Here is a 20,447-nt window from a genome sequence, read left to right on the forward strand (position 1 = left end):
TGATTCCGATGATTATGCTGTAGCTGGTGCTTCCCTGATGCTGGTGTTGGGGTCTATGTTCACTGCGGGAGCTGAGGGGAAGATTTGTTTTCTACCATATGTGGTAGTTTGATTTTTCTTTCTTCTCTATATATGCTAATTTTGTGCAAGGGTGGTTAAGGCTAATATGCTTTTGGAAGCCACTTTGTAAGAAAATGAAGCCGGGAGTGGTGCGCATGACAGTTACAATCACCAAGCAGAGTGAAGCTTATTTAGATGCTCTGGCAAAAGTCCTTGAAATTCCTATCTCACGATATGAGCAGGCGGAGAAGAGCTATAAATCTCTTGGAGAATGGTTTCATAGGGACGGTTCTTGTGTGCGACATCTTGACCCGGATGTGTTTGTACAGGGCTCCTTTCGATTGGGTACAGTCATCAAACCACAGTCTGCTGAAGAAGAATATGATGTCGACTGCGCCTGTAATTTGAATAACCTTGATAAGTCAGAGCTGACACAAGCTGGTCTGAAAGAACTCCTTGGCCATGAAGTCAAGCTTTATCGAGAAAGTAAAGGAATCTCAAAGGAAGTTCACGAAGGTCGGCGGTGTTGGCGGTTAGAATATGCCGACGGTGCGCAATTTCATATGGATATCGTTCCATGTATTCCAAATGGGCACGATCAACGCCGTTTGCTCGAAGATAGAAGGCTGGATGCCCAGTTTTCCGATACAGCTGTTGCGATTACTGATAATGAAGTAATCCCTCAATACTATCAGATCACAAATGACTGGCCGCGTTCCAATCCTCGCGGGTACGCAGAATGGTTTAAGTTGCGAATGGGAGATGTCTTTAAACGTCGGCGGCAACAGGTGCTAGACGAGGTGCGCTCAGGCGGAATAATTACGGCCAGTGTCGAAGATATTCCCACTTACCGCGTCAGAACCCCACTTCAATCAGCTATCATGATTCTAAAACGTCATCGAGACATAATGTTTGCTGATGACCCAACAAACAAGCCTATCTCCATCATTATTTCCACGCTAGCAGCACACGCTTATCGAGGTGAGGAAACAATTGGTCTTGCCCTGCTTTCGATCTTGAGCCGCATGCAAGATGCGATTGGTCATGATGGTGAGAAATATATCATCAGGAATCCCACTGATGCCCTCGAAAATTTTGCAGACAAGTGGGAGGCTCATCCTGAGCGGGCGGTAGCATTTTTTGATTGGCTTGAAGAGGCCCGTGAGGATTTTCGTGAAGCCGGACGCCTTGTCGAACACCGGCGTATATCTAGTGTTCTAGCTAGTCGCATTGGGAGTGATCTGACTGATCAAGTAAGCAATAGTATCAATTCTTCGAGCTCCGTAGGGGGCGGACTTCTGAGTGCTGCAACAGCCGCATCGGCTTTTTCGGCACCCAATGTGTCTTTCTCTGACGAGCCAAGAACCCCCAAAAAGCCGGATGGCTTCGCATGACCTGGTGGATTACGAATAGCACGCGGCTATCTTCTGAAAAGCTCTCCATCACAGAGCTTGAAGCCACGGTTGATTGGCTTCGGGTTTCGAGGTGGCAAATCAGCGTGGATCTTGCTATGTGCGTAGACTTCCAAGTCACCAATAGCGATGAAGAGTTTGCTTTTCAGATGGTCTATCCGAGCGTATTCCCAGATACGCCACCGATGGTTTATACAAAAGATAGAACGCAAGTTTCTCTGCATCAGTACGGTGCGGATGGTGAGCTTTGCTTGGAGTATCGGCCGGATAACTGGAAGCCGTCAGTCACAGGGGCGGACATGATAGTTAGCTGCCAAAAATTATTGTTGGAAGAGCGCCCCGAGCAAGGCAAAATGCTTTACGCACATTCGGCTCACGTGGCGTCTTTAGGACGTGACATGCGGTCAAAACATTTTCGATTTTTAGTAACCGAGCACGATATAAAAATCCTCAATGCATTGAATGAGCGCGAGCCAACCTCTGTTTTTTTGAGTGAGCGGAGTTCATCGTCTGTATATATATCAACGCTTTCTCATGTTGGTGCGAATGAAGAGTCGGCATTGCCTAGTGATTTCGTGTTCCCAGAAGGAAGAATAAACGATGTGGGGTTAGTAGTTCGGCTAGTCGGAGTCGGTAGTCCTAGTGCAAGTAATGCGGATGAGCTGCGAGCGCTTCTCGAAAGTTTTGAGCTAGTTGATCTGTGTGACTCGCTACTGAACAGCAACAGCTTTTCGCATCTGCTAATAGGTGACGAAGAGTCTTGGTCATTTTTCTGTATTTTTGGGGAAATTAATGATCGTAAAGTCATTAACTATACAACATTGCGACTTCCGAGCGAAAAGCAACGTTTGCCAGACACTAGCTTCTCTCTTTCTAACAAAGTGGTAGGTCTTGTTGGGTGCGGTTCCATTGGATCAAAAATTGCTGCTAGCTTGTGCCGGTCTGGTGTAGGAAGTTTCTTTTTTATTGATGAGGATATTTTTTTTCCCGGTAATGTCATTCGCAATGAACTAGACCTTAACGATACAGGCGCTCACAAGGCTCAAGCCTTGCGTGGTCGGCTGCTCAGAATTAATCCTCACGTGGATATCAAAGCCTTGCGGATCGCCCTCGGTGGTCAAGAAAGCGCAGACTCGATGGCTGGAGCCCTCGAGTCACTTGGTGAATGCGATCTCCTGATAGATGCTACAGCTGAACCAACAGCATTTAATATGATCGCCTCGGTGTCAACACGTCAGAAAAAACCAATGATTTGGGTGGAGGTGTTTGCTGGGGGTATCGGTGGAATTGTTGCTCGTGCCCGCCCCGATATAGATCCCATCCCGTTAGCAGCACGATCTCAAATTAAGGTCTGGTGCAATGACCAAGGTATGGATTGGATCCGGTCAGAAGGGGTAAGTCATTATGATGGCCGAGATGGAGAAGGGGAACCGTTAATTGCAGAAGATGCTGAGATTTCGATCATGGCAGGATATGCGGCTAGATTTGCATCCGATATTCTGTCTCGCCCAGAAGCAAGTATCTTCCCTGTTTCCGCCTATGTTGTCGGTTTCTCTTCAGAGTGGCTATTCAATGAGCCTTTTGATACTCGCCCTATTGACCTCATGCCTGATGGGGAATGGGGAGAGAATATTGATATGTTGGAGCCAGAAGCGCTTGCACAGCTCTTTAGAGAGCATTTTCCTTCTGAGGATAGTTAGATGCAAATTCTTCTGCCAACTGATGTGCTGAATAAAATGCGCTGCCATATGCTCCGCGCCGGACGCCGTGAAATTGGCGGAATAATTATGGGTGAAGAGGTTGAAGATCAAAAGTTTAGGATTGTAGATTTCTCTGTTGATTGCAGTAGTGGTTCTCATTCGAATTTTGTCCGTGATGCAGAGCAGCATAGCCAAGCTCTAACCGATTTCTTTGAAAGAACTGGGGCAGACTATCGTAGATACAACTATCTTGGTGAATGGCACACTCATCCAAGCTATGAAGTGCAGCCCAGTTTGCAGGATCTGAATGCGATGAAGGATTTAGTCGACGGTTCAGGAGGTGTTGAGTTTGCAGTCCTTTTAATAGCTCGGTTGAAGTGGTGCTCGCAGCTTGAATTTAGTGCAAGCCTTTTCGTTAGAGATTATGAGCCGACCCCGATAGGCTTGGTCCATGAGAAATTAATAGCCAGATATTAATTGGTGGTGAGTGATATATAAATGATCAAAAAGCTCTTTGAAAATTTTGTCCGCAAGGGAACCGACTGGCTATTTCGCGTTCATTCAATTGAAGCTATTATTTTAAAGTCGGCTTTTGGTGTGTTATTAGCTGTTTTCGGTGTCCCGCCATTTGTGGCATTTATCTTGCGTCTTATTCTGGGGACTGTACCTGAAGAAATTTTGTCCGTACAAAAAACTTTCACTGATATCCACATCTTAATACTAGCAATCTGCTCTATTGCTATATTAATCGCGTTGAGCTTGATTGTTTATAGGGTTGTGAGCGAGGCAAAAAACAACTCTAAGAAGAGAGTTGTAGTGGTTGAAGGTCGAGGACTTCGTGATGATGATGGTTCTCCACTTGATCAAGTAGTGAGAAAAAACACTAAAGGGCAAATTATCCCCGTTCTGCTTGACTTGCGGAATCGTCTGGATGGAAAAGTCATCGAGCCCGAACGCGCACTAAGTGAGATTTATAGTGTGCACCGAACGATACTTCAGCACAAAAAAAGTTCCGAAAGGAGCAGCCTGAAAGTCTTTTATGGTGGTCTAACATCTGTTCCTTATACTTTTCTAACAGGCGTGCTTTTGGACGATGAGGGAGTGATTGATCTATATGACTGGGATCGAACGCGAGAAAACTGGCGTAAACTAGATGAAGAAGACGATGGAGCTGAATTTAGTGTAAATGGGGTTGAAAGGGTTGTTCATGAAGAAGATGTGGTGATAGCACTTGCTTTCTCTTATGCAATTGACGACAAAAACTTAAAAAGTACATTTAATTATCCCGCTGTGAGGCTTACTCTCGATGGCATGTCCTCAGACGCACATTGGTCTCGCGAAAAACAAAATCGCCTAGCACAGCAATTTTTTGAAGTTGTCAAGCAACTCAGTGAGCATGATGTAAAACGCATACATTTAGTTATGGCAGCGCCAAACAGCGTGGTTTTCACATTTGGGCGCCGATATGACAAACGTAATCTACCTGAGCTGATTGTTTATCAGTTTGAACGTGGTAAAGAACGGGCCTATCCTTGGGGTGTTTTGATGCCTGTTGCTGGAGTTGATTATGCTAAAATATTCTTTAGTGGCGACTAACAGTCGTTATACATACCCTCTGACGGAGGTGTTATTAAGTGAAACTCAGAACTTGGATCACTTGATAGGTGAAATGCGATCTAGCTGGGTGTCATCAAGCGACAGGCGTGCGGATCGGTGGTTGGTTGAAGTGGACCCCATTCACTGGACCACCTGACAGGCGAGCTAAGCTCTGATCGGGTTGTCATCAGGTGTCAGGCCGCCTGGAACAGTGGTTGATCGAAGTACACCTCATCGGGTATTGCATTATTATGAGGGATGTAAAGCAGTAGGCCTCGTGTCCTCGGCGGAACGAACGAAGGCCTGCGCCGATGGAGATAAATGGCAGTAACCCATTACGAGATCAAATCTAGGCTCTGAACCCGATAACGGGTGGTAGCTGATCTGGTCTCCACGAAAGCCACTCATACTTTGGGGGACGACGGAGACTCCTCCTCCGACAGACACCAAAGACAGCACTGCATGCATCCCGTGTGCCTCCTGTGTAACCATTGGCACAAAGCCTGCGTTCGCACAAAGGCGAATAACCTGAAGATGAAAGCCTCGTCCTTCAACCATTGGCCACAAAATAAATGGTTCATTTGAGAGGTCGGCAAGCGTTAGCTCTGACTGCTTACTGAGAGGATGATCTCTTGGGATGGCCATGCATAAGCGGTCACTATCGAATTGTGTCTGTGTAACATCTCCAGCATTCACAAGAGGAGGGATCAAAACACCTACGTCAAATATGCCATCACGTAATGCGGCAATCTGTGCAGCGGTAGTTGCTTCACGTAGCTCAAGACGAACCTTCGGATGACTTGCCCTGAATTCACGAATAACCTCAGGTAACCGACCGTAAAGTGCGCTTCCCACATAACCCAGGCGCAATACGCCTGTTCGACCTGCAGCTACATCTACCGTAGCGGTGATGGTCTGTTCCGCCCGTCGAAGGGTTTCACGTGCCTCGTCAAGAAACTTCTTTCCCGCAGGAGTCAAGCCAAGTACGCGGTTGCCACGCTCGATGAGAGTGACACCGATATCGTCCTCTAGCTTACGGATGGCACTGGTTAGAGGCGGCTGCGACATATTCAGTCGTTCTGCAGCACGATGGAAGTGTAATTCCTCCGCTACAGCAATGAATTGCTCCATCGAACGCAAAGTGATAAGTGCTCGGGTATCTATCGCCATGTCTCGCTCTCCCGCGTATTCAACTACTCATCATGCTTTCGATACTATGAGGTGTTGCGCCTCAAGTACGACGCCGGCCTCAGCCACGAGAAGATTGCTCGGGCCTGCGGCCTCTCCAAGGGCGTGGTCAGCAAGTACGTCAGCCTGGCCCAAGTGGCCGGCATCAGCTGGCCACTACCCGATGGCACCGACGAAGCGGCGCTGGAGGCGCGGCTGTTCCCGGCCAAGTCGCCGCCGGTGCGCTTTTCGGCGCCGGGCTACTTCCAGATCCACCAGGCGCTCAAGCGCAAGGGCGTCACCCTGCAGCTGCTGTGGGCAGAGTACGTCGAGGTCCATGACGACAAGGCCTACCGCTACAGTCGGTTCTGCGATCATTACCGCGCCTGGCGGGAACGCCAGCGGCGCAGCATGCGCCAGGTCCACCGTGCCGGCGAAAAGCTGTTCATCGACTACTGCGGCCCGACCGTGCCGATCATCAACCAGGCCACCGGCGAGGAACGACGGGCCCAGGTGTTCGTTGCTGTGCTGGGCGCCTCCAGCTACACCTACGCCGAGGCCACCTGGAGCCAGGCGCTGCCCGACTGGATTGCCTCTCACCAGCGTACTTTCCAGTTCCTGGGCGGCGTCCCCGAGTTGCTCATCCCCGACAATCTGAAGAGCGCCGTGACGCGGGCGTGTCGCTACGAGAGCCAGCTCAACGCGACCTACGCCGAGATGGCCCGACACTACCAGGTCGCGGTGCTGCCAGCGCGGCCCTACAAGCCCAAGGACAAGGCCAAGGCGGAGGCCGCGGTACTGCTGGTGGAGCGCTGGATTCTGGCCCGCCTGCGGCACCACACCTTCTTCACGTTGTGTTCACTGAACCAGGCCATCCGCGAGCTGCTGGAGGACCTCAACCGCCGACCCTTCCAGGGCCGCGAGGAGAGCCGGCGCGACCTGTTCCAGGTCATCGACCGGCCGGTGCTGCGCCCGCTGCCGGAGACGCTCTACGAGTACGCCGAGTGGCGCAAGGCCAAGCCCGGCATCGACTACCACCTCGATCTCGACAAACGCCTCTACAGCGTCCCGCACAGCCTGGTTGGCCAAGTGCTGGAGGTGCGCCTGACCCACGCCATGGTGGAGGTGTTCCACAAGGGCCACCAGGTGGCGGCACACCCGCGCCATGCCCCGGGGCGCTTCTCGACCCTGGCCGAGCACATGCCCAAGCGCCACCAGGCCCACCGCGACTGGTCACCGAGTCGTTTCCTGGACTGGGCGAAGGACATCGGCGTTGCCACGCTGGAAATGACCCAGCGACAACTTCAGGACCGCCCTCATCCTGTGAGCATGGCTACCGTGCCTGCCTGGGTCTGCTGCAGCTCAGTAGGCGCTACGGCAAGGTCCGACTGGAGCAGGCCTGTGCGCATGCTCTGGCGATCCCCACCACGCGCTACAGCAGCATCGCCTCGATTCTCAAGCAGGGGCTGGATCAGCAGCCGATGCTGACGCTCCCAGAAGCGCTCGACGATCTGCCGCCCCATACCAATGTGCGCGGTGCCGAGTACTACCACTGACCCGAGGAGACGACCGATGATGATCCAGCCCCTGCTTGACACCCTGCGCCGCCTCAAGCTGACCGGCATGCACGACGCCCTAGCTCACCAGCTCACCCAGCCGGACACCTACGACCTGCCGTCCGAGGAGCGCCTGGGCATGCTGCTTGACCGAGAGGTCCTGCATCGCGATAACCGCCGCCTCGACCGGCTGCTGAAGGCCGCCAAGCTGCGCGTGACGGCCTGCGTCGAGGACATCGACTACCGCCACCCCCGCGGCCTGGAGCGCGGCCGCATGGCACCGCTGACGAGCGGCGAGTGGATCGGCCAGGCGCTCAACCTGTGCATCACCGGCCCCACCGGGTGCGGCAAGACCTGGCTGGCCTGCGCGCTGGGCAACCAGGCCTGCCGGCAAGGCTACTCGGTGCGCTACCTGCGGGTGCCGCGCCTGTTCGAGCAGCTGCGCATCGCCCAGGGCGACGGCTCCTACGCCCGGCTGATGGGTCAGCTGCAGAAGACCGACCTGCTGATCCTCGACGACTGGGGCATGCAGAAGATGACCGCACCGCAGCGCCAGGACCTGATGGAGGTGATCGAGGACCGGCATGGCCGGGGCTCGACGCTGATCGCCAGCCAGCTGCCCATCGAGCACTGGCACGACTACATCGGCGCCGCGACGGTGGCTGACGCCATCCTGGACCGGCTGCTACACAGCGCCCACCGCCTGACACTCAGAGGAGAATCGATGCGCAAGAGCGCCGCCCCGCAAGCGGCAGAAGTTGACCCATCGTGACCGGTCAGCTTACAAAACCAGAGCCAGCGAGAGAGGAGTGAGCAAATCGGTCACGATCGCCGGAATGACCGGTCACGTTCGCCGGAATACGCATCCGGCAGGTATAACGACGGCGGACCACCCAAAGTGTGACCCGCTTGCCACGGATGGGGAGGTCCCGATAGGCGACATCGCGCTTACCGAACCTGACGAACTCGCTCTCTACACCGCACCCCTCACAGGCTACAGGGTCCGGCGCTTCAACCTGGAGGTGGAGATCATGTTCCTCTACCTTGGTGCCCAGGATGTGGTATTCCGGCAAGAGGAGGAGGTTATCGGCCAGGCTGGTCACGCAATCCCCTTACAATTCCCTGGCGGGGTCGATGAGCTCACGGACTGTTCGCCTCATTAAGAGGTCACGCGACGCCCGACCATCACGAGGTCATGCTCGATATCGCCCATGCGGGCTACCTTCGGCATGAAGCCCCAGCGCTCGAACTGGAACTTCTCGAACAGTCTGATACTAGGCGTATTGGAGGCGAAGATGGTGGTCGACAGCACCTCGATACCCAGGGCCGGCGCATGCTCGATCGCCTGCCCTAGGAGATAGCTCCCCAGCCCCTTCCCTTGATAGTCCGGATGGAGATACAAGCCCATGTCGGACGTAATGAAGTACCCGGGCCGATCATTCATGAAGTAGGAGTAGTTCAGGTACCCGACCACGCCCTTCTCCGGCGCCGCAGAATCCTCAGCCACCCAAATCGGCCGGCAGCTGCCGCTATGGCTGTAGAACCACGCCTCGCGGGACTCAGTCGTCAGAGGCTCCACATCACAGGTGCTCCGCCGCGTCTCGATGGCGTGATTGTAGATCTCGACGATTCGGGGAAGGTCGTCGATGGTTGCTTCGCGATGGGTAAAGCTCATGTTGTAGGTCTCACTTATCCTTAGCGAGGTAGGAATTCAGGTCTTGCGACAGGTTGGCGGCGAAGACCGCTTTCACGGGACCCGTCAGATGAACGCCGGATGCCTTATCGATCTGCACGCCGACGGTTCCGCCTGGCATGTGCACCGTCACCTCAGCATCGACCAAGCCTAGCTGGTGGCAGGTGATGGCAGCCGCGCAGCTGGAGCTGCCGGAAGCCAGGGTGTAGCCAGCGCCACGCTCCCAGATTTCGATCTCGAGCGTCTGGCGATCAACAACGCGCGTGATCTGGACATTGACCCTTTCCGGAAAAAGATCGGATTCGCAGAGTGCGGGCCCCACCGTACGCGCCGTGTTCTCTGTAACAGGCAGGTCCAGCACGACACAGTGCGGGTTGCCCAGGTTGACGCAGGAGGCGGTCAGCGAGTGCTGCCCCACCTGCATCTTCACCCCCAGGACAACGGGAAGTTCTAGCAGGACCGGAATCTCACTTGACCTCAGGGTGTACTGACCCATCGCCACCTGGATCAGGTCGTCCTGATCGCCCAGATAGGCTACATCCACCATCGCATCCGACATCATGAGGTAGACTTGCGCAGTTCCTGCCGTCACATAGCCCGCATCACGCAGGTACCGAGCAAAGATCCTAAGCCCGTTGCCACTCTTCTCGCACTCTGTGCCATCCGGATTGAAGATGCGCAGCCCGTACTGTCCATCGTCAAGGTGGGGTCCGTACAGAATGCCGTCGCTCCCGAGACCGTGGCGACGATCACAGATACGCCGAATGACCGCCGGGTCCAAGGTCAGGTCACAAGAGGCAGGATCCAGAACCAAGTAGTCATTCTCCAGGGCATCGTATTTGATAAATTCCAACCGCAGCTCCTTTAGCGAATATCGACGCCGAGGGACTCATCGAGCCCCAGCATCAGATTCAGGTTCTGCACTGCCGCACCGGAAGCGCCCTTGCCGAGGTTATCCAGCTTGGCCACCAACAGGCCCCGGGAACCATCCTCGGATCCGAAGAGATGGATATGAACCTCGTTGCTCCCATCCAGGCCATGTGGCGTCAGGAACGGCGCCGTATCCGGATCGATCTTGTTAAAGGTCTGGAGCTTAATGAAGTCTTCCGCGCGATAGGACGCTTCGAGAGTACCCTGCAGGCAGTCGAGCTTCTCGCCGCTTACCTCCTGCAGCGGGATGCTCACCAGCATGCCTTGGCGGTAGGCCCCCACACTCGGAATGAAGATGGGGGCATGGGCCAGGCCGCTGAGCACCTGGATCTCCCGGACATGCTTGTGCTGAAAATCCAGGCCATAGGCCGCCACAGCGGGACTCTGGAACTCCCCGCTTTCGTAGCGCTCGATGAGCTGCTTGCCACCCCCCGAATAGCCCGAGACGGCATTGATAGCGTAGACGTCATCTCCGGACAGAACCCCAGCAGACACCAAGGGCGCCAGCATCAGAATGGCCCCCGTGGCGTAGCACCCGGGATTGGCCACACACTGCGCACCAGCGATGGCAGCACGCTGTTGGTCGCTGAGCTCCGGCAACCCAAAGACCCACCCCTCGGCTGTCCGGTGGGCTGAGCTCGCGTCGAGCACGCGACAGCCGACGTCTTGCGCCAGCGCCGCTGCCTCTTTCGCTGCCGCGTCCGGCAAGCAGAGCACGGCGACGTCCACTTCCCGCATCAGGCGACGCTTTTCGTTCGCATCGCGCTTGAGTTTCGGATCGATGCTCACGACTTTGATCTGGGGGTGGATAGCAAGGCGCTCACGGACCTGAAGCCCCGTGGTCCCTGATTCACCATCGATAAACACACTTTTCATATGATCACCTTATCTCTGTATCAGCGCCAGCACGGCGTCACAACAGGCCGGTACTGAGCCGCAACAGTTTGACAGTGAAAAGCCAACCACTGTCCGCTAGGCTATCTGACCTGCCGACTCCAGGAGAACCGACTTGATCCTGGCAAGACCTTCCTCGAGCTCGGCCGTGGGGCGCACGAAGGTCAAGCGCATGCCATGCTTCTCGCCGAACAGCTCGGCGGGCATCGTCAGCACCCCCGTGCTGTGCAGCACCCTTCGGCAGAATTCCAGAGAGGACCCTGGGACATGCAGCCTGACCCAGCAGAACGGTGTACCTTCCGGCTCGACGATCGAAACCCGACCACCACATGAAGCCACCCAGTGCTGGAGGGTCTCATACCCTTCCTTGAGGAGCTTTTTATAACCCTCCAATAGATGGGCGCGCCGTGCAAGCAGCGTGGATCCGAGATGCTCGCAGAGTGCCGAATTGGATATCGTGGTCAAATGCTTGTATTCTATTGCGTTGGCCACGACAGTTTCGTCACCACATAGCCAGCCGATGCGCAGCCCTGGCACCCCATAGACCTTAGAAAGTCCTGAGACCGATATCACCCTCGGGTCTTCATGCACCAGTGATTCCGAGAAGTCGCAGAGGTACTCTTCGTCCGCTATCAGGTACAGGTCGCGAGACCTGGCCAGCTGGAGCAGTATGTCACGCTCAGTGGCCGTCAAAGCCTTCCCCGTTGGGTTGCATGGGGTATTGACCACGATGGCCCGGGTTGTGGGGCGAATTGCCTCCACGAGCTGGACAAAGTCCATCCGAAAGCCATCGCCATACGGCAGAGCGGTAACGGTACACCCACTGCGTTCCGGCGCCAGCCAGGACTGCTGCCAGCCAGGCCAGAAGGTGATCAGATGATCACCAGGCTTGAGCAGCGTCCGGTACAGGAGGTACAGGGCCTCCTGCCCTCCATGTGTGATGCCAATAGCGCGCGGGCTATAGCCATAGAGCTCAGCGACATGCTCACGGAGCGCACTGGTACCCCGATCGGCCCCGTAATCTAGCACGACCTGGCTCGTGTCCGGGAGATCTCCGACCCTCCAGCAGGGAGCATTGCTGTCTCCTAGATCAATGTCGTAGCGCCCCGCGGCCTCCTGGAACACCCAGTCACGAATGCTGATGGTTTCCACCGTTACCGCCCCTTCTGCGAATGGCTAGTCATGCGCTGCCAACCGATGCCGAACACTCCGATGATTCGGTGGCCCCGGCCTCGCCGGCACTAGTCTCGGTGAGATTTTCCTTAAAAGCGCCGGCGCGCAGGTCGAATTCATAGGAGTATGGCGCCGGCTTTAGACCGGGCTCGATATCCAAGAGCTTCATAAGCGCCAGCATGGAGCCAAACGATGTGGCCATCAGGCAGGAGGCACTGAGGGAGGCGACCGATTTAGCCTCGAAATCCAGGCTCGGAGACTCTGTGTAGGCCTTGAACAGGCTGGACGGCGTGAGGCCCTGGCCGAACCGCACCAGCTGCTCCGTCTCGGACTGAGCGTCATTGATCCCGAAGAAGGACTCAAAGGTGATACCGTCGGGCTCGAAGACGTGCGCCGTCACCCCGAAGGCGACCGGACAGCAGATGATGACCGTGATCCCCTTGGCGCGTGCAGCCTTGTACAGGAGCCGGCGCGGCGCCGCGACGAAAAAGTCCAGGGTATCGCATACCACGTCGACGCCCTCCAGGTACTCATCGACGTTGTCCTCTGTGAGGAAGTCGACCACCTGCACATCCATCGCGGGATTGATCGCTTTCAGCCGTTCAGAGAGCACTTGCGACTTCTTCAGGCCGATGGTGTCGACGGTGCAGCCGAACTGGCGATTCATGTTCTCGGGGCCGAAGGTGTCGGCATCCGCGATATTGATGGCCCCTACCCCCATACGCGCCAGACACTCAGCGTACGTGAAGCCGGTTCCCCCGCAGCCCGGAACAGCCACGCGCTTGCCCGCTAGGGCATCCAGCTCGGACTGCGACACAAGACCGACCATGCGGCTGAAGAGGATGTTGCGATCAAACTGATCCATTGCTGTTCTCCTGTCCTATTGGTTTTGGATTATGACACTTCTGCCGCTGGTGACAGCTGACTCTCTCCAACCACCTTTTTCTCGAAGTCGTCGCCATGCCATCGATCAGCCCAACGGGAAAAGGCAACGACGAAAATATCTCGGTGGCCATCCTCTTCCACTGGCTCGATCTCGGAGACATAGTGGAACATGCGCCGGTCATCCAGCAGAGCTGCCTGACCATCCAGCACAGTAGTCTTGAAGAAGGCTTCCCCCTCACCCCCTACCGGGAGAAGGCTCATCTCGCCCCCTGTTACACGGTTCCGCCGGATGACGGCGATCATGACGTAATCATGCCCATCCTGATGGGGTCCCTCGGGGACCGTGACACCGACCACCTCCGAATTCGTGATCACACGGTACTGGTGTACGTTGATCTGCCACTCATCAGACGTATCGAGAGGGATCGACTTGGCGCCCGCGGCGATAAAGGGTGTGAAGTCCACTTCTAGAGGCTCATAGTAGCGCTTTATTCCACCGGCCACCTTGTTGTACTTAGGAAAGGTCATGTACGGACGGTGCGGTAGCAGATGGAACTTCCACTCCTCGCCCGAGAAACTCATCTTATATTGAGAGAACCGGCGGTGCCGGTTGCCATTCCCGATATAAGGATCCGCCACAAGCCTGTTGAAACTTTCTATCAGCTCCTCCCCAATCTCGGGGAGCTCAATGATAGCGTATCCGCTCTCATTTAGAGCCATAATAAATCTCCATGAAACTCAAAACTCTATTATAAGGAGGCAGCTTCGCGATTCGTCTCGAAGTGCTTCAACAGCTGATCCAGATACCGAGAGGATGTGCTCAAGCGAATGGCGGCACCAAGAGCGATATCCCGGCCAATTGCCGGATCTTCCTCGACGAGAGGCGCAACGACATTGTTAAACCACCCATTTGCATGCTGCGTGTCGATCACAATGTGAAGATCGTGATACTCTATACCGACCTCGGGGAGTTCATTGCGACGCCAAGCTTTCACGACATGCTTGAACCGTCTTGGCGCAAGGTACTCAGTGACGCCGAAATAGCCGACTGCTTTGAAATAGTGGCGCCGTGACAAGGCGAGGCATGCCGACAGGTTCCCCTGAACCAGAGCCTCAGGAAGCATCTCGTCTTTAATCCGCTGCGAGCTGATACCCAAGGAATACAGAGCAGACTGGAACAGATGAGAGTGCACTTTCTCAGGCTCTCCATTCCCCATCTCGTCCCAATAGTTCTGACCGAGCTCGAGCTTCTGATCGACAGGCAGGCCGATCTGCATGAGCGCCAGGATGTCGTCGAAGCGGGGGTCCAGGCTGGATTCCTGGATCAGATAGAATGCCAGGTCATCGGCATCTGCATGCTCTGAGATGTAGTCGTTGTATACGGGGTGAACACTAGATTTATGGCTGGAAATCAGTTTCTTCAGCCATTTCACATACTCCTTGCCATCGCGAGGATACGCCGCGAGACTGGACTCCGGAATCAAGCTGATTTCGTAGTCGAGTACTGCCTTTTCCAATACAGAGGCAATATCCCTAAGTATTGGTTGAACCTCGGCATCAATCTTGTCAACGGTGGCAGTTGAGAAGTCAAGATTGTAAATAGCTGCGAGGCATTTATGCACTTTCTCGCGTGACTTCCGATCACCCACCTTAAAAGCTGCGTCTGCTAGCCTCCTGCTACTCTCGTTCAGCTTTTTCCTTAAGCTGAAGTTATTATTTAAGTCCTCCCAATCGTTCGGCGGGAGACACACACTTTTTTCAATCCAATCCAGAATATCGTCACTCAGCTGTATCATTTACCCTCCTCCAGCGTTTTATCGAAAAATTTCCGCAACAAAGCAGGATCAAGCCAGCTCAACAGCGCTATAATTCCTGCTGGAAAAGCTTTGTGTTATTTCAGGCGACTCTTTCGCCAGGCGATTATTTATATGTACATACTCTACCTGGCTTTTGTCAGCTTCTTCTTCAGAGAATATTGCATCTTCTGGACACTCGGGCTCGCATACGCCACAATCGATGCAAGTATCTGGACAGATGACGAGCAAATCCCTTGCTTCTCGAAACGCATCAACTGGGCACACATCCACGCAGTCCGTATGCTTACAGTTGACACACTCTTCTCCTACCACATACGCCATGTGCATCCCCATTTATTCTGGCAACAACCTACCTGATGGTGATGGGTCAGGTGTTGCATTTGCTCATTGAGACCGCCAACTCTCCGCAACCGATTTATTCAAACTACATGTGCGCATCCGCTTATTCAATGGATGTTATCCTATTCGCGTGTACGTCATTGCATTGAGAACTTATGGTCAATAGATGAGTGGAGTGTAATTCATGACTTACGCAGGGAGCGGCCGATATCGGAGCCAATCCCTGGATCCACCGCGGTTGATGGGTCCCGTCTCTCAAGGCCCCAACAGGCACAAAAAACCGGCAGGGGCGCATACTTGCCGGGGTGTCGACGCCAGAGGGCGGCGCTGTTCTTGGACAACCTTCGTTGGCGTTTACAAGGCAAGCCGGTCCGAGCGACATCTTCCCCTACCGCCCGCCATGGCCATGCTGCACCGGCGGAAGGCTTAAATCTGTAAACCCATCAGGTTGTTCACGAAAAGTCCGCCAGTAAAGGTCTTCAACCAGAAAATCCGGAGAAGTCAGCGGTAGTTTCCATCCGCCAGCAAGAGAATATCAACCAGATCTTCCGGATACCCAAAATAAAACCGTGCTTGGTGAAGCTGCTGTTCTGAATGCGTTAAAGAAGATGGGAAAATCATTATAATAGCTCTAAGTGGCACATCCTCCGGAATGCGTATGCCAATAAATAAGGATGCGCCTTATGGGAGATTATTTTATGTATGTTAACCCAGGTACATCATGATTTGGAGAGTGTTGGGACAAAAAGGAAACAAAATCTTCTAACAATTCTTGACGTGCAGAATGTTTAGGACGAACGAAAAAGTACCCCATGCCTGAATGAACAGCGTAGGGGAAGGGTATATGTAATCTATGGCTTTCTAGGTCGTTTTTTATCATTGATAAATCGGCGATGCTTATTCCTAGCCCTTGGTATGCGGCAGTTATCCCTTGATCTAGGGTGTCAAATTTCATCCCTTCCTCCACGTTGAAATTGTTTTTATACCCAGTTTTATATAGCCATTTTTTCCAGTCTCGTTTGTCTAGTGACGGGTGAAGAAGAGGAAGGTGCTGGACGGAGGTAAAGCTTTCAGCATGCACATCAAGAAAATCTGAGCTGCAAATGGGTACTAGCCACTCATCAAATAGTTTTGTAGAAACCACATGATCGGGGAAGTCACCGTTACTTAACAATATTGCTCCGTCGAATGGCTCTGAATGGAAGTCAACTTCGTCGGGTTCCATCCAGTGGCTACTTATCTGTATAGGGTTCCTGCTGGATTTTTTGTTGTAGCTATGTGTTATTGATAGTAGCCACCTCGCTGTAAGTGATGTAGGGGTTTTTATTTTTATTCCCGATGCTTCTCCTAGATTTTTATAACAAGCCTTCTCGATAAGCATGAATGCATCTCTAAGGTCGCTCGATAATTGCTCTCCTCTTTCGGTGAGTGAAAGTATTTTTCCGTTGCGTTGGAATAGCTTACATTCCAAGTGATTTTCGAGATTTTTAACATGATGACTTACCGCGCTTTGCGACAGGCATAAATGATCAGCTGCTCTTGTAAAAGAGCCTAATCTAGCGGCCATTTCGAACGCTCTAAGGGCGTAGAGAGGTGGTGGTTGCTTCATGTGAAATCTCATGCATGAGTTGAACTAATATCATACCTTAATTTTTTCCTTTTTCCAACCGCTCTGCATTTTGTTATCAATTCATTTATTTTGTGGAGAGGGTGGCTATGAGAAATATAGTGGTTTTTGTTAATCCCGCTAATTCAGACGATTTTTTCGCGAATCTTGAAAATGGTGAAGGATCAGTTGCAAAAGGTGTCCAGCATACTGACTGGGCTAATTTTCCCCATCTTGGGGTCCTTTCTCTTGCGTCGTATGTGGGTAAATTTGGGTATGAATCTGTCTATTTTGACGGGGTGGCTGTTCCTATTGATGAGCTTTTTGTTTATGTTCGGGAAAATGCAGATAAAATTCTGGCAGTTTGCTTAAGTGCGATAACTGCAAATTTTGATTCCTGTCTTTATGTCGGGGAGTTTGTAAAGGCAGCAGATGAAGAAATAAAGACCATTTTTGGTAATGATCATTTTAGTGTCATGCATAAAGAGATAATGAGAAGGTATTGGTCTGTTGATTACGGGGTGGTTGGCAATGAGGTTTATCAAACTTTAAAATGCTTGTTGGATGACATAAGGGATCACGAACATGTCAGCCGTAGGTTACCATCATTGGTGACAAAAGATATTATAAATCCTGCGAATGGGGGAGATGAAGAAATAAATCACCATATAGATTATTCTCTGATAGATAAAGTGTTTGATCATACTGGTGTTTACAAGAAGAACTTTCAATCGCGATTAACCGGTAGGATTCATGATTTAACCCAGCGTTTTGTGACGTCTGGGGTGCCTGTAGAAATCGCCAGAGGTTGTATAAAATTCAAGGGAGATGATGCATGTTCATTTTGTTCTATCCAGTATGGAGGGATGTGGAGAAATTATCTTCATCATGAGCAGGCCTGGAGTGCAATAAAGGCTGCTCATGATAATGGATATGACTATTTGTATATAACGGCAGATGAGCTCCCGTTAACGTTTGCCCGCCTACTTTTAGATATGGATAAATTTAAGCCCAAATGGTGGTTGGACTTGCCGACCCATAAGCGTCCAATGCTAGTTGGGTATGCTAGGGCTGATGGTATGGAAAAGCGTAATGTAATGGAAGCTATGGCAAGCATTGGCTTCAAGGTTCTGTTTGTTGGAATTGATGCCGGCGCCATAAGGTCACTGCAAGCCCTTAAGAAGCCGCTAAGAAAGAAGAGTATTATTGCCTCATCTGAAAGTATGTATATGGCAAATATTAGTGCCATAAAGAATGCTCGGAGGTTTGGCGTGAAAATTAAGGCAGGTTTTGTTCTTGGCCATATAGGAATGAATAAAGAACTGCTTGATGAGAATGTGAGAGAGTATAAGAAAATATTGGAAATGGGCAGGGATGTAATTGTTAGCGCCGACGTGGAGATGCTTTCCCCGGAGCCAGGATCTAAGGATTATGAATATTTAATAAACCCTGAAGCGGCAAAGCGAGAAGCAAAATCTCTTGGGCTTGAGGTTTCTGAAGACGCGGTGTTGGATGAAGTGGCTTGTTATTATCAGGATAAAGATATATTTGACCGAGACACTGCAATAAATGACTACGTTAGGGCTATGATGCCAGCTTTGTGCAAAGCTGATATAGCTTCTGTAAGAGATGAGATCAGGAGCTATAGTAAAAATCTTGGAATTGTAGTAGGCGATGAGCTATAGCCATGGGAAATTACATGCTTTTTTTCAGCTCTTGCCTGGTATTTGCATTTGTGCCGGGGCCGGCGATGCTCTACACGATCTCAAGAACCGTGGCAGAGGGGAGAGCTGCGGGCTTCAGGGTAGTGGTTGGTGTTTTCTGTGGCTCGCAGGTGCATGTGATAATTGCTGCGACCGGAGTAGCCAGCTTTTTGCTCACCAGTCCAGTGTTGTTTGATTGTTTGCGTTTTGCAGGTGGTGGCTATTTTCTATATCTAGGTTTTCGTAAGCTATATCAGTTCTGGGCGCATGAATTTGAAGCTGGCAAGATGGCGTGTGTTCGACCATCCTCTTTTAAGGAGAGCTCTCTTGTAGAGGTGCTGAACCCTAAGAGTTCGCTATTTTATCTCGCATTCATTCCCCAGTTTCTTCCTCAAGAAGCTGACAATCCTGTCCTGATGCTGTTTGTTATTGGAACTCTCGCCAATCTGGTTATGTCGCTAGGAGATGTTCTGATCGTATTGATCTCATCCAAAATAAAAAACCATCTGCTCGGGGGTGATAACTACGAAAAGCATGGGAGGCTTGCTGTTTCAATTGTCTTCTTAGTTCTTGGCGGGGTCGTAATTTTTGGTTGATTCCGGCCTATATATGTTGGCCTTAAGTTGGAATAGATATGGCAATGAAAATCAATACTGAAGAGTGCCTGAATTACGATTTCGAAGTCACTATCAATGATGGTGTCACATTAGTGGAGTTCACTGACTCACATCGGCACAACCTATGGTCTATGCTGAGGATGTCTCAACTGACCAAATTTAATCCCGGCTTATTCATGAGCCCGACCTGAAAACGAAGATGCCGAGTGGTTTTCTCATGTAGAATCAGGATGTTCCTGGCAGAACACGATTTAAGAGGGCTCTTCGTCGTTGGGTGTGGAATTCGCCCCCTGAGCTGGGCCAGGATATGACCTCCACGACGACAGGAGGCATGGCATGGACGGCACCCAGATTCTGACCCTCGGCCTGGGCCTGGAAGCGCCCTGGATCCTCAAGGACCAGCACCTGGATACCTCCGTGTCACCCCATCGCCTGGATCTCTACGTCGAGGCCGAGCGGGGCAGCCTCTACCCCTGTCCTGACTGCGGCAAGGCCTGTCCGGCTCACGACTTTGCCGACAAGACATGGCGGCACCTGAACTTCTTCCAGCACCACTGCTACCTTCACGCCCGCGTGCCCCGCACCAAGTGCCCGGAGCATGGCGTCAAGCGCATAATAGAGGTACCTTGGGCTCGGCCAGGCAGCGACTTCACCCTGCTGTTCGAGCAAGCCGCCATGTCGCTGGTCAAGGAGATGCCGGTACTGGCCGTCTCCCGGCAGCTGGAGATCTCCGACAAGCGGCTGTGGCGCATCGTGCACCACTACGTTGGCCGCATGCTGGGGGAGCTGGATCTGAGCAACGTGGCCACCGTCGGAGTGGACGAAACCGCGTCCCGACGTGGCCAGCGCTACGTCACGGTGTTCCTCGACATGCAGCGCAAGCAGGAGCCGGTGATCTTCGCCGTCCCCGGCCACGGCAAGGACGCCATCAAGGCCTTCAGCGCCTTCCTGGCGGCTCATGGCGGCGATCCGGACAACGCGAGCCTTCTCCTCCACGCGCTTCATGAACGCTTTGGCATCCTTGGCAGACTGGCTGCGCCTCACCGTAAGCGATCATTCCAAGGCGTGCCGGTTTCCGCTTGCCTTTATACGTCGCGTAGTGGCTGGATCAGGCTCACCGCGACCTTCCATTGTCGGTGGTCTTCCGACTGCACGACGACGGTCTTGCGGTTGATCTTGATGACGCGACCGAAGACTTGCCCCTCGCGGCTCTCGAAGGAGACGGTCTGTCCCAGGGTCAGGCGGCTCAGCACGTCCATCTCCTGACGGGCCTGGAGTTCGTCGATACGGCGGCAGATG

General features: G+C 52.8%; 17 protein-coding genes and 3 pseudogenes. 9 read left to right on the forward strand and 11 right to left on the reverse strand.

Going from position 1 to position 20,447, the window contains the following annotated elements; all coding sequences use genetic code 11:
- Positions 1-215 precede the first annotated feature (215 nt).
- The 4 genes from DFO68_RS05180 to DFO68_RS05195 are packed head-to-tail and all read left to right on the forward strand — an operon-like array spanning position 216 to position 4,768.
- Positions 216-1,454: a nucleotidyltransferase domain-containing protein gene (locus DFO68_RS05180; RefSeq protein ID WP_133482611.1), complete on the forward strand. Its 1,239-nt coding sequence runs from the start codon at positions 216-218 to the stop codon at positions 1,452-1,454.
- Positions 1,451-3,172, forward strand: coding sequence for a ThiF family adenylyltransferase (locus tag DFO68_RS05185; RefSeq protein ID WP_133482612.1), 1,722 nt, complete (start codon positions 1,451-1,453; stop codon positions 3,170-3,172). The genes DFO68_RS05180 and DFO68_RS05185 overlap by 4 nt, the downstream gene beginning before the upstream one ends.
- Positions 3,173-3,649, forward strand: a complete 477-nt coding sequence (locus tag DFO68_RS05190; RefSeq protein WP_133482613.1) for a Mov34/MPN/PAD-1 family protein — start codon at positions 3,173-3,175, stop codon at positions 3,647-3,649. It abuts the gene before it with no gap.
- Positions 3,650-3,670: 21 nt separating this feature from the next.
- Positions 3,671-4,768, forward strand: a complete 1,098-nt coding sequence (locus tag DFO68_RS05195; protein WP_133482614.1) for an SAVED domain-containing protein — start codon at positions 3,671-3,673, stop codon at positions 4,766-4,768.
- Positions 4,769-5,017: 249 nt separating this feature from the next.
- Here DFO68_RS05195 and DFO68_RS05200 read toward each other — a convergent pair whose 3' ends face one another.
- Positions 5,018-5,938 carry a LysR substrate-binding domain-containing protein gene (locus DFO68_RS05200; RefSeq protein WP_133482615.1) on the reverse strand — a complete coding sequence of 307 codons (921 nt, stop codon included), beginning with the start codon at positions 5,936-5,938 and terminating at the stop codon, positions 5,018-5,020.
- Here DFO68_RS05200 and istA point away from each other — a divergent pair.
- Positions 5,927-7,491, forward strand: a pseudogene (istA, locus tag DFO68_RS05205) (IS21 family transposase). The gene DFO68_RS05200 and the pseudogene istA sit on opposite strands and share 12 nt — an antisense overlap.
- Positions 7,492-7,507: 16 nt before the next feature.
- The gene (gene istB, locus DFO68_RS05210; RefSeq protein ID WP_133482616.1) at positions 7,508-8,263 is read left to right on the forward strand and encodes an IS21-like element helper ATPase IstB; all 756 of its coding nucleotides are present in this window, start codon (positions 7,508-7,510) and stop codon (positions 8,261-8,263) included.
- Between the two features lie 94 nt (positions 8,264-8,357).
- On the opposite strand, the pseudogene DFO68_RS05215 reads toward istB, so the two are convergent.
- The 10 genes and pseudogenes from DFO68_RS05215 to DFO68_RS05260 all read right to left on the reverse strand — a co-directional run.
- A pseudogene (locus DFO68_RS05215) lies at positions 8,358-8,594 on the reverse strand (transposase family protein); the annotation flags it as partial.
- Between the two features lie 56 nt (positions 8,595-8,650).
- The gene (locus DFO68_RS05220; RefSeq protein WP_133482617.1) at positions 8,651-9,166 is read right to left on the reverse strand and encodes a GNAT family N-acetyltransferase; all 516 of its coding nucleotides are present in this window, start codon (positions 9,164-9,166) and stop codon (positions 8,651-8,653) included.
- A gap of 10 nt (positions 9,167-9,176) precedes the next feature.
- Entirely contained in the window at positions 9,177-10,037 is an 861-nt protein-coding gene (dapF, locus tag DFO68_RS05225; RefSeq protein ID WP_166637523.1) for a diaminopimelate epimerase, read from the reverse strand.
- 11 nt (positions 10,038-10,048) lie between these two features.
- Positions 10,049-10,990 carry an N-acetyl-gamma-glutamyl-phosphate reductase gene (gene argC, locus DFO68_RS05230; protein WP_133482619.1) on the reverse strand — a complete coding sequence of 314 codons (942 nt, stop codon included), beginning with the start codon at positions 10,988-10,990 and terminating at the stop codon, positions 10,049-10,051.
- A gap of 96 nt (positions 10,991-11,086) precedes the next feature.
- Positions 11,087-12,160 (reverse strand): pyridoxal phosphate-dependent aminotransferase, encoded by a 1,074-nt coding sequence (locus tag DFO68_RS05235; protein WP_208107355.1) that lies wholly within the window; start codon positions 12,158-12,160, stop codon positions 11,087-11,089.
- A gap of 28 nt (positions 12,161-12,188) precedes the next feature.
- On the reverse strand, positions 12,189-13,046 hold the full coding sequence (locus DFO68_RS05240; protein WP_133482620.1) for a ThiF family adenylyltransferase: 858 nt from the start codon (positions 13,044-13,046) through the stop codon (positions 12,189-12,191).
- Between the two features lie 29 nt (positions 13,047-13,075).
- Positions 13,076-13,786 carry a 2OG-Fe dioxygenase family protein gene (locus DFO68_RS05245; RefSeq protein ID WP_133482621.1) on the reverse strand — a complete coding sequence of 237 codons (711 nt, stop codon included), beginning with the start codon at positions 13,784-13,786 and terminating at the stop codon, positions 13,076-13,078.
- A 29-nt stretch (positions 13,787-13,815) separates the two neighbouring features.
- Positions 13,816-14,862 carry an iron-containing redox enzyme family protein gene (locus DFO68_RS05250; protein WP_133482622.1) on the reverse strand — a complete coding sequence of 349 codons (1,047 nt, stop codon included), beginning with the start codon at positions 14,860-14,862 and terminating at the stop codon, positions 13,816-13,818.
- A 48-nt stretch (positions 14,863-14,910) separates the two neighbouring features.
- Positions 14,911-15,216 (reverse strand): indolepyruvate ferredoxin oxidoreductase subunit alpha, encoded by a 306-nt coding sequence (locus DFO68_RS15980; protein ID WP_347813120.1) that lies wholly within the window; start codon positions 15,214-15,216, stop codon positions 14,911-14,913.
- Between the two features lie 697 nt (positions 15,217-15,913).
- A complete protein-coding gene (locus DFO68_RS05260; RefSeq protein ID WP_166637524.1) occupies positions 15,914-16,831 on the reverse strand; it encodes a LysR family transcriptional regulator in 918 nt (305 codons plus the stop codon).
- Between the two features lie 107 nt (positions 16,832-16,938).
- Here DFO68_RS05260 and DFO68_RS05265 point away from each other — a divergent pair, with 107 nt between their 5' ends.
- The 3 genes and pseudogenes from DFO68_RS05265 to DFO68_RS05275 form a co-directional block, all read left to right on the forward strand.
- Complete coding sequence (locus DFO68_RS05265; protein WP_133482625.1) at positions 16,939-18,513, forward strand: B12-binding domain-containing radical SAM protein; 1,575 nt, start codon at positions 16,939-16,941, stop codon at positions 18,511-18,513.
- 2 nt (positions 18,514-18,515) lie between these two features.
- Positions 18,516-19,127 (forward strand): LysE family translocator, encoded by a 612-nt coding sequence (locus tag DFO68_RS05270; protein WP_133482626.1) that lies wholly within the window; start codon positions 18,516-18,518, stop codon positions 19,125-19,127.
- Between the two features lie 357 nt (positions 19,128-19,484).
- Positions 19,485-20,126 (forward strand): annotated as a pseudogene (locus DFO68_RS05275) (helix-turn-helix domain-containing protein); the annotation flags it as partial.
- Between the last annotated feature and the right edge of the window lie 321 nt (positions 20,127-20,447).

Origin of the sequence: Halomonas ventosae (assembly GCF_004361885.1) — a bacterium.
GTDB classification, from domain to species: Bacteria; Pseudomonadota; Gammaproteobacteria; order Pseudomonadales; family Halomonadaceae; genus Halomonas; species Halomonas ventosae_C.